The 20,444-nt window shown below is 61.6% G+C and carries 16 protein-coding genes; 7 read left to right on the forward strand and 9 right to left on the reverse strand.

The features are described 5' to 3' along the window. The first annotated feature begins 258 nt into the window (after nt 1-258). Nucleotides 259-1,473: an MFS transporter gene (locus LVD11_RS00990; protein WP_369413296.1), complete on the forward strand. Its 1,215-nt coding sequence runs from the start codon at nt 259-261 to the stop codon at nt 1,471-1,473. A gap of 49 nt (nt 1,474-1,522) precedes the next feature. On the opposite strand, the gene LVD11_RS00995 is transcribed toward LVD11_RS00990, so the two are convergent. Continuing rightward, complete coding sequence (locus LVD11_RS00995; RefSeq protein WP_237055055.1) at nt 1,523-2,044, reverse strand: GNAT family N-acetyltransferase; 522 nt, start codon at nt 2,042-2,044, stop codon at nt 1,523-1,525. A 464-nt stretch (nt 2,045-2,508) separates the two neighbouring features. Between LVD11_RS00995 and can the strand changes: the two genes are divergently transcribed. From can to LVD11_RS01015, 4 genes are all read left to right on the forward strand, one after another. Next, the gene (can, locus tag LVD11_RS01000) at nt 2,509-3,165 is read left to right on the forward strand and encodes a carbonate dehydratase (protein ID WP_237055058.1); all 657 of its coding nucleotides are present in this window, start codon (nt 2,509-2,511) and stop codon (nt 3,163-3,165) included. A 132-nt stretch (nt 3,166-3,297) separates the two neighbouring features. Beyond that, a complete protein-coding gene (locus tag LVD11_RS01005) occupies nt 3,298-4,956 on the forward strand; it encodes an FAD-dependent oxidoreductase (protein WP_237055061.1) in 1,659 nt (552 codons plus the stop codon). Between the two features lie 137 nt (nt 4,957-5,093). Beyond that, nucleotides 5,094-5,606, forward strand: a complete 513-nt coding sequence (locus LVD11_RS01010) for a flavin reductase family protein (RefSeq protein WP_237055063.1) — start codon at nt 5,094-5,096, stop codon at nt 5,604-5,606. Between the two features lie 141 nt (nt 5,607-5,747). Then, on the forward strand, nt 5,748-6,521 hold the full coding sequence (locus tag LVD11_RS01015; protein ID WP_237055065.1) for a glycerophosphodiester phosphodiesterase: 774 nt from the start codon (nt 5,748-5,750) through the stop codon (nt 6,519-6,521). Between the two features lie 88 nt (nt 6,522-6,609). On the opposite strand, the gene LVD11_RS01020 is transcribed toward LVD11_RS01015, so the two are convergent. The 4 genes from LVD11_RS01020 to LVD11_RS01035 form a co-directional block, all read right to left on the reverse strand. After that, the gene (locus LVD11_RS01020; protein WP_237055067.1) at nt 6,610-9,201 is read right to left on the reverse strand and encodes a TonB-dependent receptor plug domain-containing protein; all 2,592 of its coding nucleotides are present in this window, start codon (nt 9,199-9,201) and stop codon (nt 6,610-6,612) included. Nucleotides 9,202-9,672: 471 nt separating this feature from the next. Further along, nucleotides 9,673-12,123, reverse strand: coding sequence for a Lon protease family protein (locus LVD11_RS01025; protein ID WP_237055070.1), 2,451 nt, complete (start codon nt 12,121-12,123; stop codon nt 9,673-9,675). Nucleotides 12,124-12,167: 44 nt separating this feature from the next. Further along, entirely contained in the window at nt 12,168-13,364 is a 1,197-nt protein-coding gene (locus LVD11_RS01030; protein WP_237055072.1) for a pyridoxal phosphate-dependent aminotransferase, read from the reverse strand. Beyond that, the gene (locus LVD11_RS01035; RefSeq protein WP_237055074.1) at nt 13,361-14,803 is read right to left on the reverse strand and encodes an amidase; all 1,443 of its coding nucleotides are present in this window, start codon (nt 14,801-14,803) and stop codon (nt 13,361-13,363) included. The genes LVD11_RS01030 and LVD11_RS01035 overlap by 4 nt, the downstream gene beginning before the upstream one ends. A gap of 304 nt (nt 14,804-15,107) precedes the next feature. On the opposite strand from LVD11_RS01035, the gene LVD11_RS01040 reads away from it, so the two are divergent. Then, nucleotides 15,108-15,734 (forward strand): DUF2799 domain-containing protein, encoded by a 627-nt coding sequence (locus LVD11_RS01040; RefSeq protein ID WP_237055076.1) that lies wholly within the window; start codon nt 15,108-15,110, stop codon nt 15,732-15,734. A 36-nt stretch (nt 15,735-15,770) separates the two neighbouring features. On the opposite strand, the gene LVD11_RS01045 is transcribed toward LVD11_RS01040, so the two are convergent. Genes LVD11_RS01045 through arfB form a run of 4 tightly spaced genes read right to left on the reverse strand, consistent with a single transcriptional unit; the run spans nt 15,771 to nt 18,287 of the window. Then, the gene (locus tag LVD11_RS01045; RefSeq protein ID WP_237055078.1) at nt 15,771-16,349 is read right to left on the reverse strand and encodes an HD domain-containing protein; all 579 of its coding nucleotides are present in this window, start codon (nt 16,347-16,349) and stop codon (nt 15,771-15,773) included. A gap of 7 nt (nt 16,350-16,356) precedes the next feature. Beyond that, nucleotides 16,357-16,752: a GFA family protein gene (locus LVD11_RS01050; protein ID WP_237055080.1), complete on the reverse strand. Its 396-nt coding sequence runs from the start codon at nt 16,750-16,752 to the stop codon at nt 16,357-16,359. A gap of 15 nt (nt 16,753-16,767) precedes the next feature. Next, the gene (locus tag LVD11_RS01055) at nt 16,768-17,823 is read right to left on the reverse strand and encodes an Ldh family oxidoreductase (RefSeq protein ID WP_237055082.1); all 1,056 of its coding nucleotides are present in this window, start codon (nt 17,821-17,823) and stop codon (nt 16,768-16,770) included. 47 nt (nt 17,824-17,870) lie between these two features. Beyond that, nucleotides 17,871-18,287 (reverse strand): alternative ribosome rescue aminoacyl-tRNA hydrolase ArfB, encoded by a 417-nt coding sequence (arfB, locus tag LVD11_RS01060; RefSeq protein WP_237055084.1) that lies wholly within the window; start codon nt 18,285-18,287, stop codon nt 17,871-17,873. Between the two features lie 115 nt (nt 18,288-18,402). Between arfB and LVD11_RS01065 the strand changes: the two genes are divergently transcribed. Continuing rightward, entirely contained in the window at nt 18,403-20,388 is a 1,986-nt protein-coding gene (locus tag LVD11_RS01065) for a BCCT family transporter (RefSeq protein WP_237055086.1), read from the forward strand. Nucleotides 20,389-20,444 lie beyond the last annotated feature (56 nt).

A 20,444-nucleotide genomic window follows, 5' to 3' on the forward strand; every position in this document is an offset into this window, starting at 1 on the left:
TGTATCCCCGGCTTCCTGTTCCGCGACCTGTGCTTCAGCTCAGGCCGGAGGCAGGAAGACTGCGTCCGCCCTGACCGGCACAGTTCCCGGGCAATAAACCATTAATCTAAACAATAATCGTTTGCATTCGTAAAATCATGCAGGTAATTTTCACTCCATGCAACGGCTCCTGGAAAATTTTTCCTCCGGAGCCTGCAGACAACACCTACGTGGCGGCCACAATGCGCCGCCCCCAAACAATGGAGATGAGTAGTCGGGATGAGGGGTAACAGGGGTAACAATGGGACGACCAGGCTGCGGTGGGTCGTAGCCAGCCAGGGCGCTGTTCAGGTGATCCTGTTGTCACTGGTACCGGTGATCGCCCGGGAATGCGGCCTCGGCCCTGGGGCAATCGGCAGTCTCATGGGTCTGGGGACAATGTTCCTGATGGTCGCCTCCCCGGCCTGGGGACACGCGAGCGATCGCTATAACCGCCGGCCGATACTGCTGGCCGGCCTGTACGGGATCCTGTTGGCACAGGTATTGTTTGTCGCCCTGCTGGTGATGCTGGCTGAGGGAATAGTTGCCGGTACCAGCGCCCTGTTCCTGCTGGGTTTCAGCCGGGCGCTCTACGGCTGCTGCGCAGCCGGGATTTACCCGGCCTGCCAGGCCTGGACTGTCGAATACGCCGGCCGCGGCCGGGAACTCCCGGCACTGGTTTCTCTTTCGGCGGCGGCAAACCTGGGCCGGGGGCTGGGGCCGGTGCTCGCACTGGCGGGACTCGCCGTCGGGGGCCTCTGGGCACTGGGGTGGCTGGTCCTGCTGCCCTTGTTTTGCCTGCTGGCCATACCGGGCGACCGGGAATCGGGCCGCGCTCCCGGCAGTGCGGCGCCAGCCGTCCACAGCGGCCTTCCCCCTCTGTCCCTGTTTGCAATTGCCCTGCTGGGCACCACCGTTATCGGACAACTGCAACTGGCACTGGGCCCGGTGTTATCAGATTTTTACGGTCTTGGGGTCAGAGAGGCTGCGTCGGCAACGGCGTTGTTGCTGGTTGCCGCCGCCTGCTGTGGTTTTGTGGTTCAATCAACCCTGGTAAATAAGCTGGCAGATTCTCGCACCGTCCTGGCACTGGGCGCGGTGCTGCTTATGGCGGGCGCAGCAATCATCAACGCGGCCCTGGGCAACCGGGGAGCGTTACTGGGGCTGTTCACGCTCGTCGCCGGCACCGCCCTGCTGGTCCCAGGCTATACCGCACTCATCGCGGCTCATTACCATTCCGGACGCGGCCGCCAGTTCGGCCGCCTCACCGCGCTGCATACCGGCGGCTATACACTGGGTTTCGTCCTGGGCGGCTGGATATACCACTGGGCACCCGCCGCCCCGCTGGCCGGGTTGCTGGTTGGCGCCACACTGGTCGCCTCTATCACGCTTTATGCGCTTGGCCGGGAACGGCGACCGCCCACCGGAAAGACAGCTCCGCGCCCGGTGGAATGAGCATTGCCGGGAGTGCATTCGCATACACCGCTTTCCGGCATCTCAGGCATCAGAGGTAGCGCTCCCAGAAGAGCGCCGCGCCATGGGACTCATCCAGGATGTAGGGCTTGAAGCCTGCCTTCCGGTAGGCCGTCTGCGCCGGCAGGTTCTTTTCCAGGACTTCCATGGTCAGCTTGCAACAGCCGCGGGCACGCGCCTCCGCTGTCACCAGCTCCAGCATGGCCGCACAGATACCGGCACCCCGGGCATCGCGGTGCACCACCACATCGTGGATATTGACCAGGGGCGCACATTTGAAGGTGGAGAAACCGGTAAAGCAATTGACCAGCCCGACCGCCCGTCCCGCGCTGTACGCGAGCACACTGAAAGCCCCCGGAAATTCCGCAAGCTTTTGCACCAGCTCCGCGCGGCAGTGTTCACTGAGCGGCTCGCCACCCCCAAAAGGGTCGCGCGAGTAGTGATCCATCAGAGCCACGATATCCGCCCCCTGGCGCTGGTCAGAGTAATCCGCCAGGCAGACCTCGACAGATGCGGCCGGCGCCGCTGCAGCTTCAGTTTGGTTGCTGGTCATCACTTTCTCCTTACTGGTGGCAATTGCTTTGTTTCCTGTGAGCGGCCGGTATGTGGAGCCCTGGGCAGGGGTCAGGAACCGGCATCATTCTCATTCCGCTCGCCGTTTTGGTCTTCACGAAACAACCGCTTGTAACTGCGAACACGCGTTCGCTGTTTCAACAGCCAGCGAACACGAATGCGCTGGCGACAGAGAGGCGTGGCGCGGAAGGCGCGGCGGCGAGTGCGCAGGGAAAGCCGGGCTGGGCGACGTCGGGCCATAATGACAAAACCCTCATGGTGGGAAGCTTTCGCTCCGGTAGCGGCAGCACTGGCTGCATGCATCACAATAACCGGACCCGGCGCAGCTTAACAGATTCAGGCCCCCGGCAGCAGCCGCGCAACTTGGCCGTGCCGGGCAAACCGGCTATCCTCTCCTCTCTACGCGACCAGTTGGTCGGCAACCCTTCATACCGGGATACCATCTTGCATCCGCTCAGACACCTGCTAAAAAACAACCAACAATGGTCCCAGGCCACGCGACGGGAAGAGCCGGAGTTTTTTCTCAAACTCTCCAAGCAGCAGTCCCCGGAGTATCTGTGGATAGGCTGCGCAGACAGCCGCGTGCCCGCCAATGAGATTGTCGGGCTGCTGCCGGGCGAACTGTTCGTGCATCGCAATGTGGCCAATGTGGTGGTGCACACAGATCTCAACTGCCTTTCAGTGCTGCAGTACGCGGTGGAGATTCTCAAGGTCAAGCACATCATTGTCTGCGGCCATTACGGCTGCGGTGGCGTCCAGGCGGCACTGGAAAACCAGCAGCTGGGCCTGATCGACAACTGGTTGCGCCACATCCAGGACGTGCGGGAAAAGCACCACACCCTGGTCGACCTGTTCCAGCAAAAAGAGCGCATCGACCTGTTGTGCGAACTGAACGTGCTCGAGCAGGTGATTCATGTCTGCCAGACCACCATCGTCCGCGATGCCTGGCGCAGTGGCCAGCAGCTTTCCGTCAACGGTTGGGTCTACGGCCTCAGGGACGGCCTGGTGCACGACCTGGGAATTTCTGTCATCCACCCGGGTGAGATTGCCGAGGTCTATCACAGCGCACTGACCAATATCGCCCAGCGCGACGTCGAGTAGCAGACTTAACCGCCAATTTTCCTTACACTGCAATGCTTTCCGGGCCGGGCCCGGGGCCGGCAGTGCCCTCCTGTTGTACCAGGTTAATCCCGGCCATACACCGCATACACGCATGATCAAGTCGGGGGAGTAATGACTGAATACCGTGTCTGGGAATGCCAGATCTGTGGCTGGGTTTACGATGAGTCCAAGGGCTGGCCGGAAGACGGCATCGCCCCGGGCACGCGCTGGGAGGACATCCCGGAAGACTGGAACTGCCCCGAGTGCGGCGCGGCCAAGGAAGACTTCGTCATGCTCGAAGTGAAGGCTGCCAGCGAGCCGGCCCCTGACACCACGCCTGACACAGGAACGCGCCCGTCTGCGCCAGCGCAGCCCAGCGCCAAACAGCCGGGCACCCGCATCTGGGAATGCATGGTATGCGGTTGGGTGTACGACGAATCCAAGGGTTGGCCGGAGGACGGCATTGCCCCCGGTACCCGCTGGGAGGATATCCCGGAGGACTGGTGCTGCCCACAGTGCGGCGTGGGCAAGGAAGAGTTCGACATGGTCCTGGTAGCCGATGGCACAGAGGCACCAGCGGCCGAACCGGCACCGGCCGCAATCATCGACAGCGACGCCGATCCCCTGGTCATCGTCGGTACCGGCCTGGCCGGTTACAACCTGGCGCGCGAGTTCCGCAAGCTGGATCGCACCACCCCCCTCGTAATGATCAGCGCGGATGACGGCACCTTTTACTCCAAGCCACTGCTCTCCGCCTCGCTGGCCCACGGCAAGACCCCCCAGCAGCTGGCCAACAGCTCCGCCGAGGAGATGGCACAGGAACTGGACGCTGAGGTACTGGTGCATACCCAGGTCAATGATGTCGACGCAGCGGCGCGCATCCTGACCCTGGTTCCGGCCAACGGCAGCCATCAGGCCACCCTGCGTTACGGCAGGCTGGTACTGGCAACCGGCGCCAGCTGCCGTCCCCTGCCCGCCATCGAGGGCGATGGCCTGGCCCGCCTGTTCCGCGTCAACAGCCTCGACGACTACCACGGATTCCGAACCGCGCTGGCGGGCAGGCGTCGCGTGCTGCTGCTGGGCGCCGGGCTGATCGGTTGCGAGTTTGCCAACGACCTGGTGCAGGCCGGCTACGAAGTGAACGTGGTCGACCCGCTGCCCTGGCCCCTGGCCACCCTGCTGCCGGAGACCGCCGGTCGCGACCTGCGGCGCAAGCTTGAAAGTGCCGGAGTGCGCTTCCATCCCAACAGCCGCCTGAACCGTCTGGACCGCAACGGAACCGGCCTGCGCGCCAAGCTGGACAATGGCAAGACCCTGGAGACGGATATCGCGCTGGCGGCGCTGGGCCTACAGGCCAATACCGGCCTGGCAAGAATGGCCGGCGTGGACGTTGGCCGGGGCATCCGGGTGGACCGCCACCTGCGTACCAGTGACAACAACATCTTCGCCCTGGGCGACTGCGCCGAGGTCGACGGCCACCAGCTCTATTTCGTGGCTCCCCTGATGGCCTGCGCCCGGGCACTGGCGCAGACCCTCGCAGGTGAGCCCAGGCCCGTACACTACGGGGTCATCCCGGTGGCGGTGAAGACGACACTGCGACCGGTCACGGTGTGCCCTCCGCCCCACGGAACCGAGGGCGACTGGCAGGTACAGGCAGACAGTGACGGAGTCCAGGCAGAATTCCGCAACAGTGACGGCCGCCTGCTGGGCTTTGCCCTCACCGGGTCCCGCATCACCGCACGGGACCAGCTGGTGTCAGACTGCGCGCCGCTGATGGACAGCGACCGCTAGGTCAATCACCGGGCGGGCCGCCACAGGCGGCCCGCCCGGGAGCGATGACTTGCCGCAAGTTGCAAAACGCGCAATACAGCCGTTTTTCGCGTAGAATGGCCGCCAACCCCAAATTTGTTCATTTTTTAAACGACGGTATGACCACAGACAGCACCACAGCGACCTCACCCGCGAGCCAGCCGGACCGCGCCCTGCGCGATACGCTCGGGCTATTCGCCACTGGCGTGACCGTGGTGACCACCACCGATGCGGCCGGCCAGCCTGTAGGCATGACCGTGAACAGCTTCAATTCGGTATCGCTGGAACCACCCCTGATCCTGTGGAGTATCGACAAGCAGTCCCTGGGCTACGATGCCTTCACCGCCGAAGGCCACTTCGCCGTACACGTCCTCAAATCCGACCAGCAGCATATCTCCAACCTGTTCGCCGGTCGTGGCGCCGATAAGTTCGGCCAGGTGCACTGGCAACCGGGCCCGCATGAGGTTCCATTACTGGATGACTGTGCAGCCCTGTTCCACTGTCGCCTGGCCCAGTGCATCGAGGGCGGTGACCACACCATCCTGCTGGGTGAAGTGCTGGACTTCAGGGCCAGTGGCGGCGAGCCCCTGGTATTCCATCGCGGCCGCTACCGCGCACTGGCCGGGGACTGACCGGTTCCGAATCGCGCCTGAGCGACTCTTCAGCCGCCAAAAGTCCTGGAATCCGTACCAATTCCCCTTGGCTCATCTGTCACTCGGAAGTCATACTTTCGGGGGCACAGTGTGTAGTGAGCAACTTTTGAGCACCAAATTATGCAGACACCCGGCACCCTCTTCTGCTTCGCCCACCGGGGCTACCGGCAGAAAGCCACCGAGAACACCCTGCAGGCGATCGAGCATGCACTGGAATTCGACGTGGACGGTATCGAGATCGATATCTGGAATATTGGCGGCCAGTTGCTCGTCAAGCACGACCGGCGCCTGGGCCGCCTGATCGCCGGCAGTGAGTTGCTTACCGACCTGTGCCCCGACGCCCTGCGCGAGAAACTGCTGCCCTGCGGCGGGCGCGTTCCCACCCTGCGTGAGGTGCTGGAAACAGTGGGCAACCACTGCCAGCTCAATATTGAAATCAAGGGGCCCAATTGCGCCGCGCTGGTGGCCGAGGAGCTGGAAGCCTACGTGCGCGATACCGGCGCCAGCTTTGAGCAATACCTGGTGTCTTCCTTCGATCACCGGCAACTTTACGAGAGCCTGCAGCTGCTCCCGGATGTGCGCCGCGGCGTGTTGCTGGGCAGCATTCCCCTGGACCTGGCAGCCTGTGCCGAGCCATTACAGGCCTACTCCATGCACCTGAGCCTGGACTTTGTGGATGCTAAGCTGATTGCCGACGCCAGGCGTCGTGGCCTGCGAAATTACGTCTTCACCGTCAACAATCTTGACGACCTGCACCTGGTCGCCGCCATGGGCGCCGATGGCGTCTTCACCGACGAACCGCAACTGATGATGAACTACAACGCCGCCCGCACCGCCGAGGTGCTGTTCCTCAATGATGAGGAGCAGGACCCACGGCCCGCGGGCCCAGTCTGAGCCTTTTTTGGCATCACTTCTCCAAAACAAGGACGCACAAAAAAGCCGGCGCAAGCGCCGGCTTTTTTGTTACTTACAACTGGGCGGATCAGAACTGTGCGCTCGCGCGCAGGTACCAGAAGCCGCCATTAAAGCCAAAGGGTGAGGTGAGAGACTGGCGTACACCAAGGAACTGCAGGGTCGGGTCCGCCTCCTCATCCGCCTCGACGTCGAAAATATTCTCCCCACCGACTGCTACTTTGTAGCTCTCGGCCAGGTTGAAGGTCACCTCCAGGTCTGTCAGTACCTCACTGCTGTAGGTCGCCGGTGCGGAACCAAACAACCCGCCTGTAGACTCCCAGTCACTGAAGCGATTGAAACGCAGGTAACCGTTCACCAGGCCGCCAGTGTCGTAATCGAACGTCAGCGTAGTGCGATCGCTCGGCACCTGGTTCTCCAGGTCGTACACGCGCAAATCGTTGATCGTGTTCGGGGCAACGTCCGTGACCTCCTGCTGGTTGTGGTTATGACGCAGGTCCACTACAAGCAGGTTGCCCGCCACCTCAAAGTCACTGGTGATCGCCAGGTCGATACCGCTGACCTCGGAATCATAGGCGTTGACGAAGAAGTTGGCGTTGCTGCCTTCCAGCAAGGCCGCATTCTCAATTCCGACTGCACTGAGCTGAGCAACCTGCTCCGCACCGATGGTGTTGTTACGCAGGGCCAGGCGGTCCTCGATATCGATGCTGTAGTAGTCAATAGTGACACTGGTGTTATCGAACGGATTGATGACCGCACCGAGGGTAAAGCTGAAGGATTCCTCCGGGGCCAGAGGCACCGCACCCAGGGCTTCGGCTACAGGGTGATCGACCGGGTAGGTGCCGTTGGGAATCAGGTTCCCGCTGGCATCCGCGGTGGTGGTCACGTTCAGGGTATTGACCTGGCCCGGGGTCGGCGCGCGGAAACCGGTGTTCATGGTCGCACGCAGGGCAAAGGCCTCGGAGAAATCATATCGGCCAGATACTTTCCAGTCTGAAGTGGAACCGAACTGGTCGAAGTCCTCGTAGCGCAGCGCGGCACCCGCAGTCAGGCGATCGGTGATGTCCGCCTCAAGGTCCACATAAGTCGCCACACTGTCACTGTCGTAGCTACCGGCAGCTTCCACCGGGAAGCCCTGGAAACCGTCCGACCCGACCCCGAACTGGGCAGCTGTAGGACCGGAGACAATCGAAGCCTCATCGCCCGCGCCAATCTTGTAGGTCTCCCGGCGCCACTCCATGCCGAAGGCCACGTTCAGCGGCGAGGCAAATACGCCCAGCTCGACAGGCTTCACAAAATCAGCATTAAGGCTGGTCTCTTCCTGCGTCAGCGTCCCCGGATTGAAAGTCGTGGGCGAGAGCGCACCCAGGCTCGGGTTGATGGAGTCTTTCAGCACGTAGGCGACTTCGTTTTCCGCAGTGCGCGCACGCACGTCCCAGGTCATGCCTCCCGCAAGCTCTCCGCGTGCCCCGAATACAGCGGACATATCGGTGATATCGGCCCCGAATTGCGGGTTATAGCCGCCAGGGAACATGGTATAGATCGGGTTCCGCAGTACATAGCCACTGGGGCTGGACGCATCGGATACCAGGTAGTCGGACGGACTCAGGCCCTGACCGAGGATATCGTCGACCAGAGACTGGGGCGCGGCATCCGGCATGAAGTCGCCATCGCTATCCACCTGCAGTGTACCGCGGGCGGTGAATTCATACTGCGGATCCAGAACCGGACCGCGGTAGAAGAAATCCGAAATAGTTTGGTTATCGGAATAACCAAAGTTACCGTACAGCTCGACGCTGTCGTTGATGTCATAGCCGGTGTTCACGAACAGTTTGGTGGTCTCCACCTCCGGGTCACCCCAGCGCTGGCCGAGCCCCTCCAGCGGCACCAGCTCTTCACCGACAATACTGCCCACGTACTCGGCGTCCGGGCGGGCCGCGCCGCGCCAGGTCTTGTCTGCAGTCGAGTGCTCGACGGTGGCATTCACGAAACCGCGATCGCCCAGCGCGAAGCCGGCATTGGCGGAGACGCTGTTGCGCATACCGTCGCCGGCGAAGTACTCGCCGGTCTGGGCGGATACGTTAATGCCTTCGGCATCGTCCTTCAGGATGACGTTCACCACCCCGGCAATGGCGTCAGAGCCGTACTGGGCCGAGGCGCCGTCACGCAGCACCTCCACCCGCTCGATCGCCGCGGACGGCAGGGCCGAGAAGTCCACCGCCTGGGCACCCTGGTTTACCGTTCCCAGTGGCGCCACCTGCAGGTTCACCAGCGCCGAGCGATGGCGGCGGGTGCCGTTCACCAGCACCAGGGTCTGGTCCGGCGACAGGTTGCGCAGTGTCACCGGGCGGATAAACGCGGTACCGTCAGCAATGGGGAAGCGCTGGGTATTGAACGAAGGTGCAATCTTGGTGAGTGACTCGGTCAGGTCAAAGCTCGCCTGGTCTGCCAGGTCCGCTCCACCGACCACATCCACAGGGGACAGGGTCTCGGTGGGTAATGTGCCCTCCCGACGGGTACCGGTGGCAATCACTTCTTCCAGTACACGGTTGTCTGCACTGGGCGTGGTGTCTTCCTGCTCCTGGGCAAAAGCCCCGGAGGCCGGCACGGCCAGGGCGGCGGCAATCGCCAGTGACAACGGCTTGAATGAATATCTACGCATGATGGGACCGTCCTCTCTCGTTTATCGTTTTTATGGTTATGCCACCGACTCCCACGCCACCAGCTATCCGGCAGGACGTGCGGTGATTATGATTCAGGCAGTCATTTGTTGTGACTGCACTTTTATCGGGCAATCAGGTTATGCAAACCAGGCATAGCGAGCAATGCTTCAGGACAATTGACAAAAATCCAGTGGCTCAGGTGAAAAACTTGTTACAGGTGATACTGAATTACCCGCCAACTGAGGCCACCATTACAAATTAAAAGAAATAATGCGGAGGCTCATCTTCTGGTCGTGGCTGGTGCGGAAAACCCATCCCCGAATTGACCGAAAACCCCGCCCCCAGTCACGAGGGCACATCAGGCATGAAAAAATTCAATGACAGCCATGACATAAAAGACAACCAAAAAAAGAGATCCCGCCGCCCGACTGCCCCGGGCCTGACATTCGGCCTCTCGGTAGAAGTAGCCTTCACGTACGCCTTGAACCACCTTTTTTGTCTGTTTTTCCTGCTTCCAGCTGTTCCAGGTCCCGCTGCAATAAGCGCAGGCGGCTGTCCTCAAGATCACGCAGGCGCTTCTGCACCCGCCCATTGAAGGATTTCTCCGGATACATGCCCTGATCGTCGGGGCAGCCTGCCTCCAGGCCAGTGAGCAGGGCCAGCGCCTGGTCCACGTCCTGTACGGCATAGACAGAAAATTGCATCGCGCGTACCGCCTCGACCACTTCATTCTTCAGCATCAGGTGCTGCACATTGGCTGCGGGAATAATGACCGCCTGCTCGCCGCTTAACCCGCGCTCTTTGCAGACGTCAAAGAAGCCCTCAATTTTCTCGTTCACGCCGCCCACCGGTTGTACCCGGCCCAGCTGGTCGACGGACCCGGTGACCGCATAATTCTGGCGCAGGGGTACCTGAGCCACCGCGGACAGGAGCGCGCAGAGTTCGGCGAGCGAGGCGCTGTCACCCTCGATGGGGCCATAGGACTGCTCGAACACCAGGGTGGCGACGAGCGACAAAGGCTGCGAAGGCGCGTATCGGCTGGCGAGGAAGGCGCCGAGGATCAGTACGCCCTTGGAATGCAGGGGACCACCCAGTTCTGTCTCCCGCTCTATGTCCACTACTTTGCCGCTGCCAAGGCGCGCGGTGGCAGTGATGCGTGTGGGATGACCGAAGGCAATATCACCGAACTGAATTAAAGACAGGCCATTTATCTGTGCCTCCTGCTCCCCCGCGGTGTCAATCATCAGGATGTCACGGGCGATGGCTTCCTGCAGCCGCTCCTGCCGCTGGCGTAGTCGGTACTCGCACTGGTCTATGGCTTTCTGCACATGCGATCTCTCCACGCGCACACTGTTCTCGCGTCGGCACCAGTAGTCTGCCTCGCGCAACAGATCGGCCAGGCGTTCGCTATGCAGGGAAAGCTTTTCTGCGTCCCCGGCCAGCCGCGCCCCATGCTCCACGACCCGCGCCACTGCTTCGGCCGACAACGGCCGCAGGTTCTCCCCGATCGCCAGGGCGACCGTACGCCGAGCATAAGCTGCCACGCTTTCACGCTCACGCGCTGTGTCCTCGGAGAAGTCGGCGTACACTTTGAACAGCTGTCGGGACTCAGGATCGTAGGCCTCGAGCAGATAAAAGAGCCAACGCTCGCCGATCAGGACCACGTTTAAACTCAGTGGAATTGGCTCCGGTTCGAGGGTAGTGGTGGACAGCAATCCCAGCTGCGTTTCCAGCGGCTCGATTTTGATCTTCCGCGAGCGCAGCGCTCGCTTCAGGGTTTCCCACACGAATGGCGTCATCAGAAGTCGGTGCGCATCCAGGATCAGGCAGCCACCATTGGCCCTGTGCAGGGCACCGCCCTTGATCAGGTTGAAGTTGGTGGTCAGGTTACCCATCTGCGATTCGTGCTCGATACGCCCCAGCAGGTTGGTATAGGTGGGGTTGTCCTCGTAAACCACAGGCGCACCACTGATATCACCGTTGTCCACGAGGATATTGACATGAAAACGGATAAATTCGCGCGCACGAGCCAGCTTTTGCGGGGCTAACCCCTTTTTCTGAAGCTGCTCTCCAGCGTTGCGGAAGTCATCAGCATACTCGATGACGCCCCGCTTGATGTCCTCGAGAACATTTTGCACCTGCTCCAGGCCCTGGTAGCGCTTGCGCAACCAGTCAATAGGCTCATCCAGAACCAGATGGAGGAATTCGCGGTCCAGGAGCTTTAGTTCCTTGACCAGCTTTTCGTGCCAGCGCAGGGCGCGCCCAAGGGTTTCCTTCAGGTCGGCGTTAACCTTTTCAATATTCTCCGTGAGCTGCTGTTGCTCCTCTTCAGGCAGCTCGGAAAACTCCTCAGTGGTGATAAATTCATCGTCTTCCAGGGGGCCAATGGTGTAACCCGAGGGGGTACGCACCACCCCTATGCCAAGTGCCCTGGCCCGCTCCACCAGGTCGGTAAAGGCATGTTCCTCCCGTTCCTCCACCCGCTGCTTGAGTTCGTCGCGGCGCGTGCGATACTCGTCGCTCTTGAAAATATCGGGAATTGCGGTCAGCAGGTGCTCGATAAGACTGTCGATATCGCGCCGCAGCCGGCGCGCGGTGCCGGCGGGCAGCACCAGGGCCCGCGGCTTGTCGTCTGCACCGAAGTTATGCACATAGCAGAGGTCGTCGGCCTGTTTCTGCTTTTGCGCCCAGTCGCCGATAAGCCTCTGCACCAGCGCATGCCTGCCGAGCCCCACGGAGCCGGCAACATAAACGTTGTAGCCTCGGCCAGACATGTCCAGGGCAAATTCCAGCGCTTCCAATGCGCGGTCCTGACCGAAGGGCCGGGTTTTGGCGATTTCGTCCGGCTCGGCTTCCAGTTGCAGCCACTCCAGCGGGCACTGCCGATAGAGTTGTTCGGGTGTGAGGGGGGGAGGAAGCATTCGCACGCCTCAATGACCATCCATTACTTCAGACAAGTATGGATTCAGCCAAAATCCTGCTTCTCCATCCACGGAATAATCCGCTCGAACGCCCGCTCAATCTGGTCGATGGAAGTGGCGTAACTGATGCGCAGGGCGTTGCGGCAGGACTCGCCAAAGGTGTCCCCGGCAATGGTGCACACACCGGTCTCCCGCAGCAACCGCAGGGCCACATTGTTGCCGTTGACCCCCTCCGGCAGCGCCGGGAACAGGTAGAAGGCACCATCCGGAACGTATCCCTCCAGGAACGGGGTTTGCTCCACCAGTTGCACCAGGCGGTCCCGGCGTGCCTTGTAAGTACTGATGATGTCCCTGATAAAGCTGCGGTCACCGCGCAGGGCGGCAACGCCCGCCCACTGGCAGGGGGTGTTGGCCACGGTGGTGGTGAACATGTGGTAGCGGCGCAACTTGCGGATGGCCCCCTGACTGGCGATCAGCCAGCCGATTCGCATGCCCGCCATGCTGAAAGTCTTGGAGAAACTGCTGATGATCATCACATGATCCAGGTCGGAGCAACAGGACAGCACCCCGGCGTAATCGCGATCGTAAACCAGGTGATCGTAGACCTCGTCACTGATGACATAAATGCCGCGGTAAGCGGCCTCCTGCACGATCATTTCCACGGTTTCGCGGGGATAGACAGTGCCGGTGGGGTTGCTGGGTGAATTGAGGATGATCGCGTGGGTATTGGTGTCGATCGCGTCGATCACCTCCTGCGGATCCAGCTGGTGATTGTTCTCCGCCCGGGTGGGAATATACCTGACCTCACCGCCATTCATCCTGATCAGTGGTGCGTACAGCATGAAGGCTGGATCGGGCACAATAAATTCGCGCCCCGGCGCGGATACCGCAGTCAGTGCCAGGTAAATGGCCTCGGTGGCACCGGTGGTAACCAGGATATTCTCCGGGGAGATGGCGCGGCCGTAGCGCTCGCCGTTGTACTCCGCCAGAGCCTCCAGCAGTTCCGGCAGACCCGCGTCCATTGTGTAGCCGGTCTGGCCAGCCTCCAGCGCGTCTACGGTGGCCTGGATCACATGGGGCGGCGCCGGTGCATCGGGCTGGCCGATGGACAAATGGATCACATCATCCATAGTGGAAGCCAGATTCACCATCTTGCGGATGCCCGGCACCGGTATGGTCAGCAGCGCCGGGTTCCAGACCGGGTCCTCCGACTCATAGAAATCGAAATCCAGCCTGCTCATACCTGCGCCCCCGCTTCGACGCCCTGGTGGAACAGAGCCGGGCGGCGGTCTGTCAGGGGATTCGCCAGCTGATAGGCCTGCGCGGCACGCAGTACCGTGGCATCGTCAAAGCGCCGCCCCACCAACTGCAGGCCGATCGGCAGACCGTCACTGGCAAAACCACAGGGCACCGAAATGGCGGGCTGGCCGGTCATATTGAAAGGATAGGTATACGGTGTCCAGGACGGCCAGCGGGTGCTGGGCCAGTCCTCGGGCACCTCACGCCCGGCCTTGAACGCGGTAATCGGCAGTGTCGGCGTCAGCAGCAGGTCGTACTTGCGGTGGAATGTCACCATCCGCTCACACAACGCCATGCGCTCATTGACCGCGCCCAGGTAGTCCAGCATCGACAGCTGCGCCGCCTTTTCCGATACCCCCACCAGTTGCGGGTCCATCTCCGCCCGCTGGCGCTTGCCCAGGTCGCGCAGGGCATTGGCGGCGCCGCCGTAGAACAGGTGGCCGAACGCGGCCAGCGGATCGTCAAACCCGGGCGCCACCTCAACCACTTCCGCACCCAGGGACTGCAGTACATGGGCGGCATCGCGCACGCTCTGCTCCACCTCCTGCTCGACGTTTACATAACCCAGGGTGGCACTGAACGCGATTTTCAGTCCCTTGAGCAACTCGCCGGGCTCTCCCTGCACCGCCGCGAGGTAATCAATGTTACGGCGCGGGATGGCATTGGTATCACGGTCGTCAGCCTCGCTCAGCACGTTCATCATCAGCGCGCAATCGGCCACGGTCCAGGTCATGGGGCCGGCGTGGGCCAGGGTACCGAAGGGGCTGGCGGGCCAGTGGGGCACCTCGCCGAAGCTGGGTTTCAGGCCAACATGACCACAGAAACCCGCGGGGATCCGAATCGATCCGCCGGCATCCGTCCCCAGCGCCAATGGTCCCATGCCCAGTACCACCGCCGCCGAGCTGCCGCCGCTGGAGCCTCCAGCGGTCCTGTCGGTATTCCATGGGTTACTGGTAACGCCATCGATCGGGTTGTCGGTGACACCTTTCCAGCCAAACTCCGGTGTGGTGGTCTTGCCCAGGGGCACATAACCATTGCGGTCGAGTGCCGCGACACACGGAGCCTGCTTGTTGAGTGTGGATTCCGGATTGACAGTTTTCGAGCCTTTCAGGGTCGGCCACATGGGCGTCAGGAATACATCCTTGATCGCCACCGGGACACCATCCAGGGCACCGCGGGTTTCCCCCGCCTGGTACCGCAGCTCAGACGCGCGCGCGTATTCCAGCGTCGTCTCGGGGTCCACCAGGCAATAGGCGTTTACCGCCTCATTGCAGCGTTCGATTTGTTCCAGCAACGCACTGGTGACTTCCACGGGGGAAAAAGACTTGTCCCGATAGCCTTCCAGCAGTTCCAGAGCTGTCATGCTGACGAATTCGTTCATCCGTGGATCCTCTCGCTTGTGCTTCTTCTTGATTTGCCATCCAATCCTAGTACCAGTTGGCGCCAATTCGGGCGTTTACTAGTGGATTCTGGCGCCCCGATTTATCCCCGGATTGCAAACGGCACTTTCGTACTCGTCTGGCGAGCGGCTGACGCCGGCGGGCGCGAACCAGCGGGCAAGCCCAAAGCCGATTCCCACGCAGCAATTTCGTGACACGCATCACAATCTGCGCGTCAGCTTCAGGCTGCAGACAGGATGAATGCGGTACCTTAGGCGCGGTAATCATCGCGAACGGGAAGCAATCGTGAAATTTCTTGTACGGATAAGCATTGCCAGCGTGCTGGCACTGTGGCTGGGTGGCTGCGCCACCATGAGTGAAGAGGAATGCCTGGTGGCTGACTGGCACGGGTTAGGCTTTGAGGACGGCGCCGCAGGCCAGCCGATCGCGCAGCTGGGCCGGCGCCGCGAGGCCTGTGCCGAACACGGCGTGCGACCGGATACCAGCGCCTATCGTGCCGGTCGCGACGAGGGCCTGGAACACTACTGCACGGAAATGCGCGGCTTCCGCCTGGGCCGTGCCGGGGGCAATTACAACGGCGTCTGTCCCGCCGACCTGGAAGGGCTGTTCCTCCACGCCTATGAGGCCGGACGGGAGCTGTATGTGGCCCGCAGAGCGGTCAACAGTGTCGCCGGGGCAATTGGCGACCGCGCCGAGGAGCGGGAACATATTCTCGATGATATTACGGATATGAGTGCCCGCCTGATCAGCGACGAGGCGACCCGCGAAGAGCGTATCACCCTGCTGGCGGACATCGCCCGCCTGAAGGAGCGCCACACAGAGCTGGGTATAGAAATCGAGGACCTGGAGCACGAGCTGGCCATGCGCGAAGCGGAGTACCAGGAAGTCCAGCGCCGCTCCCCCTACCAGTGAGCCACATGCCCGGGAATGGCCTGCCGGAGTAACTCCTTACTTCAGCAGGCCGTCCTCTACCGCACCGCGCAGGCGCGTTTCCATCTCTTCCCACAGGGCGCGGCTGCCAAGGCCGATACGGCTGTTCAATTCCAGCACCCGTTCTTTCGGTACCCGGTGCTCGCGCCAGGAGTGGCCGCCACCGTGGAGGTTGTGCAGTAGCGGCGGCACACGGTCTACCGCGCGGGCGAAGCGGGCGTCGGCAGTCTCCCCCGCCTCGAATTCTTCCCAAAGGCGCAAGTACTCGGTGCCACGCCCGTTGGGCAGCATCTCCAGCAGCCGCCGGACGCCGGCCGCTTCGCACTCCTTCTGTGCGGCGGTTTCGCTGGCGTAAATTATCTTGTCACCGGCATCGATTTCCCCCAGGTCGTGGATCAGCAACATACGGATCACCCGGTCGATATCGATGGCATCATCCGCGTAGTCCTTCAGCATCAGTGCCGCCAGGCAGACATGCCAGCTGTGCTCGGCGGAATTCTCATAGCGGTCCAGCCCTACCGGGCGGGTCTTGCGCGTGACATCCTTCAGTTTCTCGATCTCGACAATAAAATCGAGGACCTGTGCTATCTCCTGCATGCTGCTCCTATCGGTCTGCGGGGTGATTGACACCATCATTGGTAGGGACTTCGTCAAGCGCCGCTGGATTGACGCCGTCAAGGCAGCCCACGTTGAATCCATATTCTTCCGGGCTGGAGCGACGCTGGTGATGGGTATACACACCGCAACGGCCACAGAAATAGTGCTTCGCCGTGCGGGTGTTGAACTGGTACAACCGCAGGTCCGCCGCGCCCTTGCGAACCCGGATACCCGCCAGCGGCACTGAAGCCATGATGGCACCCCGTCGGCGGCACAGGGAGCAGTCGCAGCGCCGGGGGTTTACCAGCCCTTCCGGCAATTGCAGCTCCAGTTCCACCGCCCCGCAATGGCAGCGCGCCATATGCACGGGGCCAATGGGTGTATTACCAACAGACTTGATCATGGTGTTGCCTGCGCCTCAATCCAGTGGACGGGGCATATCGACACCGAGTTTTTCCGCCCAGGGCCGGATGTCCTCCATAATCGACGGGTACAGCGCTACCCCGTCGCGCAGTTGCCCGGCCCGCGCTCGCCAGGCACGTTGGCCCGGCACCCGCACCTCCCCTCCCCCGTCACTGGGATTTTCCTCCCAAAGCTGGCAGAGGGCGCGGGTCTGGCGCAGGAAATCCGCCTCCGCACCGAAGGCACGCGGGTCGATCACCTGCAGGAAAACCGAGTTGGCCTCATCGTCCCCGGCTGCTGCTGCATCGGCACGGCCGTAGCCGCCCAGGCCCATGGACAGGACTTCCAGCATTGCACTGAGCGCCGCACCCTTGTAACCGTGATCGGCGCCACCTACCGGCAGGATGCTGCCCCCATTCTGGAAAGCTGCCGGATCGTCAGAGAGCCGGCCCTCGCTGTCCTTGAGGCAGGGCTGGGGCATTTTCTTTCCTTCCCGGGCGGCGCGGGCCACATAGCCGCCGGCCGTCACTGACATGCTGATATCGAACAACAGGGGGTACTCACCGGCGGGGGCGGCAAAGGCCAGCGGGTTGGCGGAAAACAGCGGCGCCCTTCCACCCTGCGGCGACACGGTGTTCTCCGCCGGGGTCGAGCAGGTAAGTATGGCCACGCAACCCGCCTCGATCACTGGTGGCAGGTAGGCTGCCAGGCAGGCGATGTGCTGGCTGCGGCGAATCGTAGCGGTCACCACCCCGTGTTCCTCCACCCGCTGCAGGGCAAGGCCCACGGCCCGGGACAGCACCCAGGGTCCGGGCAGGAATCCGGCATCCCAGTTGAAGCAGTTGCCTCGGTCAGCAAGTTCACGCGGCTCGCCCTCGGCCCGTGATTCGCCACTCTCCAGCCAGGCCAGGTTGTGGGGTACGCGATTCAGGCCATGCGTGGTGAACCCCAGCAGGTCTGCCTGCAGGAAAATGTTCGCCATCACCGCGGCCCGTTCCGGTGCGAGCCCGGCCCGCTGGAATAGGCGGGTGGCAAATTCGTGCAGGTCTGCGGCGGAATATCTGGTTGCCATGGGATTTCCTCTCCTGGTCCATTGCCGATCAGCGGTGATACCGCGGATCAGTGATCACTTACTTTGCCCCGCAGCGACTTGACCTGACCGCGGCGGGTTTTCTGCTTCAGGCGGCGTTCCCTCGAGGCCCGCGTTGGCTTGGTGGGAACACGCTTCTTATGTCGGCGCGTGGCGCGGCCGATCAGTTGCGCCAACCGTTCCAGTGCATCGGTCCGGTTTTTTTCCTGGGTCCGGAAACGCTGGGCCTTGATCACGATAACACCCTCACTGGAGATACGTTGGTCCCCCAGTGCCAGCAGGCGCGCCTTTGTTTCTTCCGGCAATGACGACGCGGCGATATCGAAACGCAGGTGAATCGCCGAGGCGACCTTGTTGACATTCTGGCCACCCGCGCCCTGGGAACGCACCGCGTGCATCTCTATTTCGTCGAGCGGAATCGCGATTTTGCTAGAAACTTTTAACATGTCAGACTTGCTTCTTATTTAGCGCCTTTATATAGGGTTTTATTGTCTATGCTGAGACCGATAGGCGCAAAATTTAACCTTCCAAGTGTCGGCAAATTCAGGTGGTAACTGCGCTATGACCGAAAGCACACCCCGGAACCAGGGCCATTATGACCCCCCGGTATTCTACACGGCGACCGCCGTGCTCCTCCTCCTTGTCGCCTATGCAGTCTTTTTCCCGGAGGGAGCGACCGCCCTGTTCAAGGATGTGCAGGCGTGGATCGTCACCAACATGAGCTGGTACTACGTCCTGGTAGTGGCGGTCATTCTTGTCAGTGTGATCGTGATCGGGCTGTCCAAGCTGGGGGAAATCAAGCTGGGGCCGGAGCACATCGAGCCGGATTACGGTTTCGGTTCCTGGTTTGCCATGCTGTTCAGTGCCGGCATGGGCATCGGGCTGCTGTTTTTTGGTGTGGCCGAGCCGGTCATGCACTACCTCAGCCCCCCGGTCGGTGAAACCGGCACGGTGGAAGCGGCACGTGAGGCCATGGTGCTGACCTTTTTCCACTGGGGCTTTCACGCCTGGGCCATTTACGCCATCGTCGCGATGATCCTGGCGTATTTCAGTTACCGCCATAACCTGCCGCTGACCCTGCGCTCGGCACTCTACCCCATGATTGGTGAGCGCATCCATGGTCCCATCGGTCACGCGGTAGACGTTTTTGCCATTGTGGGTACCGTCTGCGGTGTGGCAACAACGCTGGGCTATGGGGTATTGCAGATCAACTCGGGGCTCAACCACCTCTTTGGGCTGCCGGTAGGGAACGGGGTCCAGGTGGTACTGATCATCATCACAACCATCCTGGCCACCATCTCTGTGGTGATGGGCCTGGATGCCGGCATCAAGCGCCTGTCGCAACTGAACATGACCCTCGCCGGGCTCCTGCTGGTCATGGTGCTGATGCTGGGCAGTACCGTCTACCTGCTGCAGGCCTTTGTGCAGAACTTCGGCAGTTACCTGTCGGTGATCGTGAGCAAGACCTTCAACCTGTACGCCTACAACCCCACAGACTGGCTCGGTGGCTGGACCATTCTCTACTGGGGCTGGTGGATGTCCTGGTCACCATTCGTGGGGCTGTTTATTGCGCGGATTTCCCGTGGACGCACCATTCGTGAATTCGTGGTGGGCGCCATGCTGGTTCCCGCCGCAGTGACACTGGTGTGGATGACTTTCTTCGGCAACTCGGCGATCCACATGATCCTCGACCAGGGGCTCACGCAACTCGGTGAAGTGGTGGCGCAGGACCAGTCGGTGGCACTGTTCCAGTTCCTGGAGCAGTTTCCCTTCTCCGGTGTCTTTTCCCTCGTCGCCGTCATCATGGTGGTGGTTTTCTTTGTCACTTCCGCCGATTCCGGCGCACTGGTGGTGAATATGCTGTCGTCCCACGGTCGTGACGACACACCCGTGTGGCAACGTATTTTCTGGTGTTTCCTGATCGGCGCCGTAGCCATTGCCCTGTTGCTTGCCGGCGGCCTGGGCTCGCTGCAGACAGCGGTAATCGCCAGCGCACTGCCTTTCTCGGTGATCCTGATGATTGCCATTTACGGGCTGGTTTCCGGCCTGCGCACCGATACGGTCAAGCGCATTACCCAGTCGGCACCGGTGTCTCCGATCAGCGCGCGCAACCCGGTCGTATGGCAGCGTCGCCTCAAAAACGCCCTGCAGCTGCCCTCGCTGGAAGAAGTACGCGAATTCATCCGCGAAACCGGCAAGCCCGCCCTGCACGAGTTCGCAGAGGAGATGAAGAAAAATGGTTACGACGCCACGGTTTCCGAGGGAGAAAACGAGTGGGTGCAGATAGAAGTCCACCAGGGTGAAGAAACCAGCTTCATTTATGGACTGCACCCCAAGGCCACACTCAAACCCGATGCCACCAACGCCGACCAGGTGCTGGATGACACTCACGATGACGGCTCCCCCGACACCTATTTTCGCGCAGAGGTTCATCTCTACGAAGGCGGGCAGGATTACGATGCCATGGGCTGGACCAAGGACCAGTTACTGACCGACATGGTATCCCAGTATGAACGCCACCTGCAGTTCCTGCATACGCTCCGCTAAACAGGAGACTACCGGGCCGTCACCGGAGCATCCCGGCGACGGCCCGCGAGCGCGCG

It is taken from the genome of Microbulbifer sediminum, assembly GCF_021729035.1.
GTDB classification, from domain to species: Bacteria; Pseudomonadota; Gammaproteobacteria; order Pseudomonadales; family Cellvibrionaceae; genus Microbulbifer; species Microbulbifer sediminum.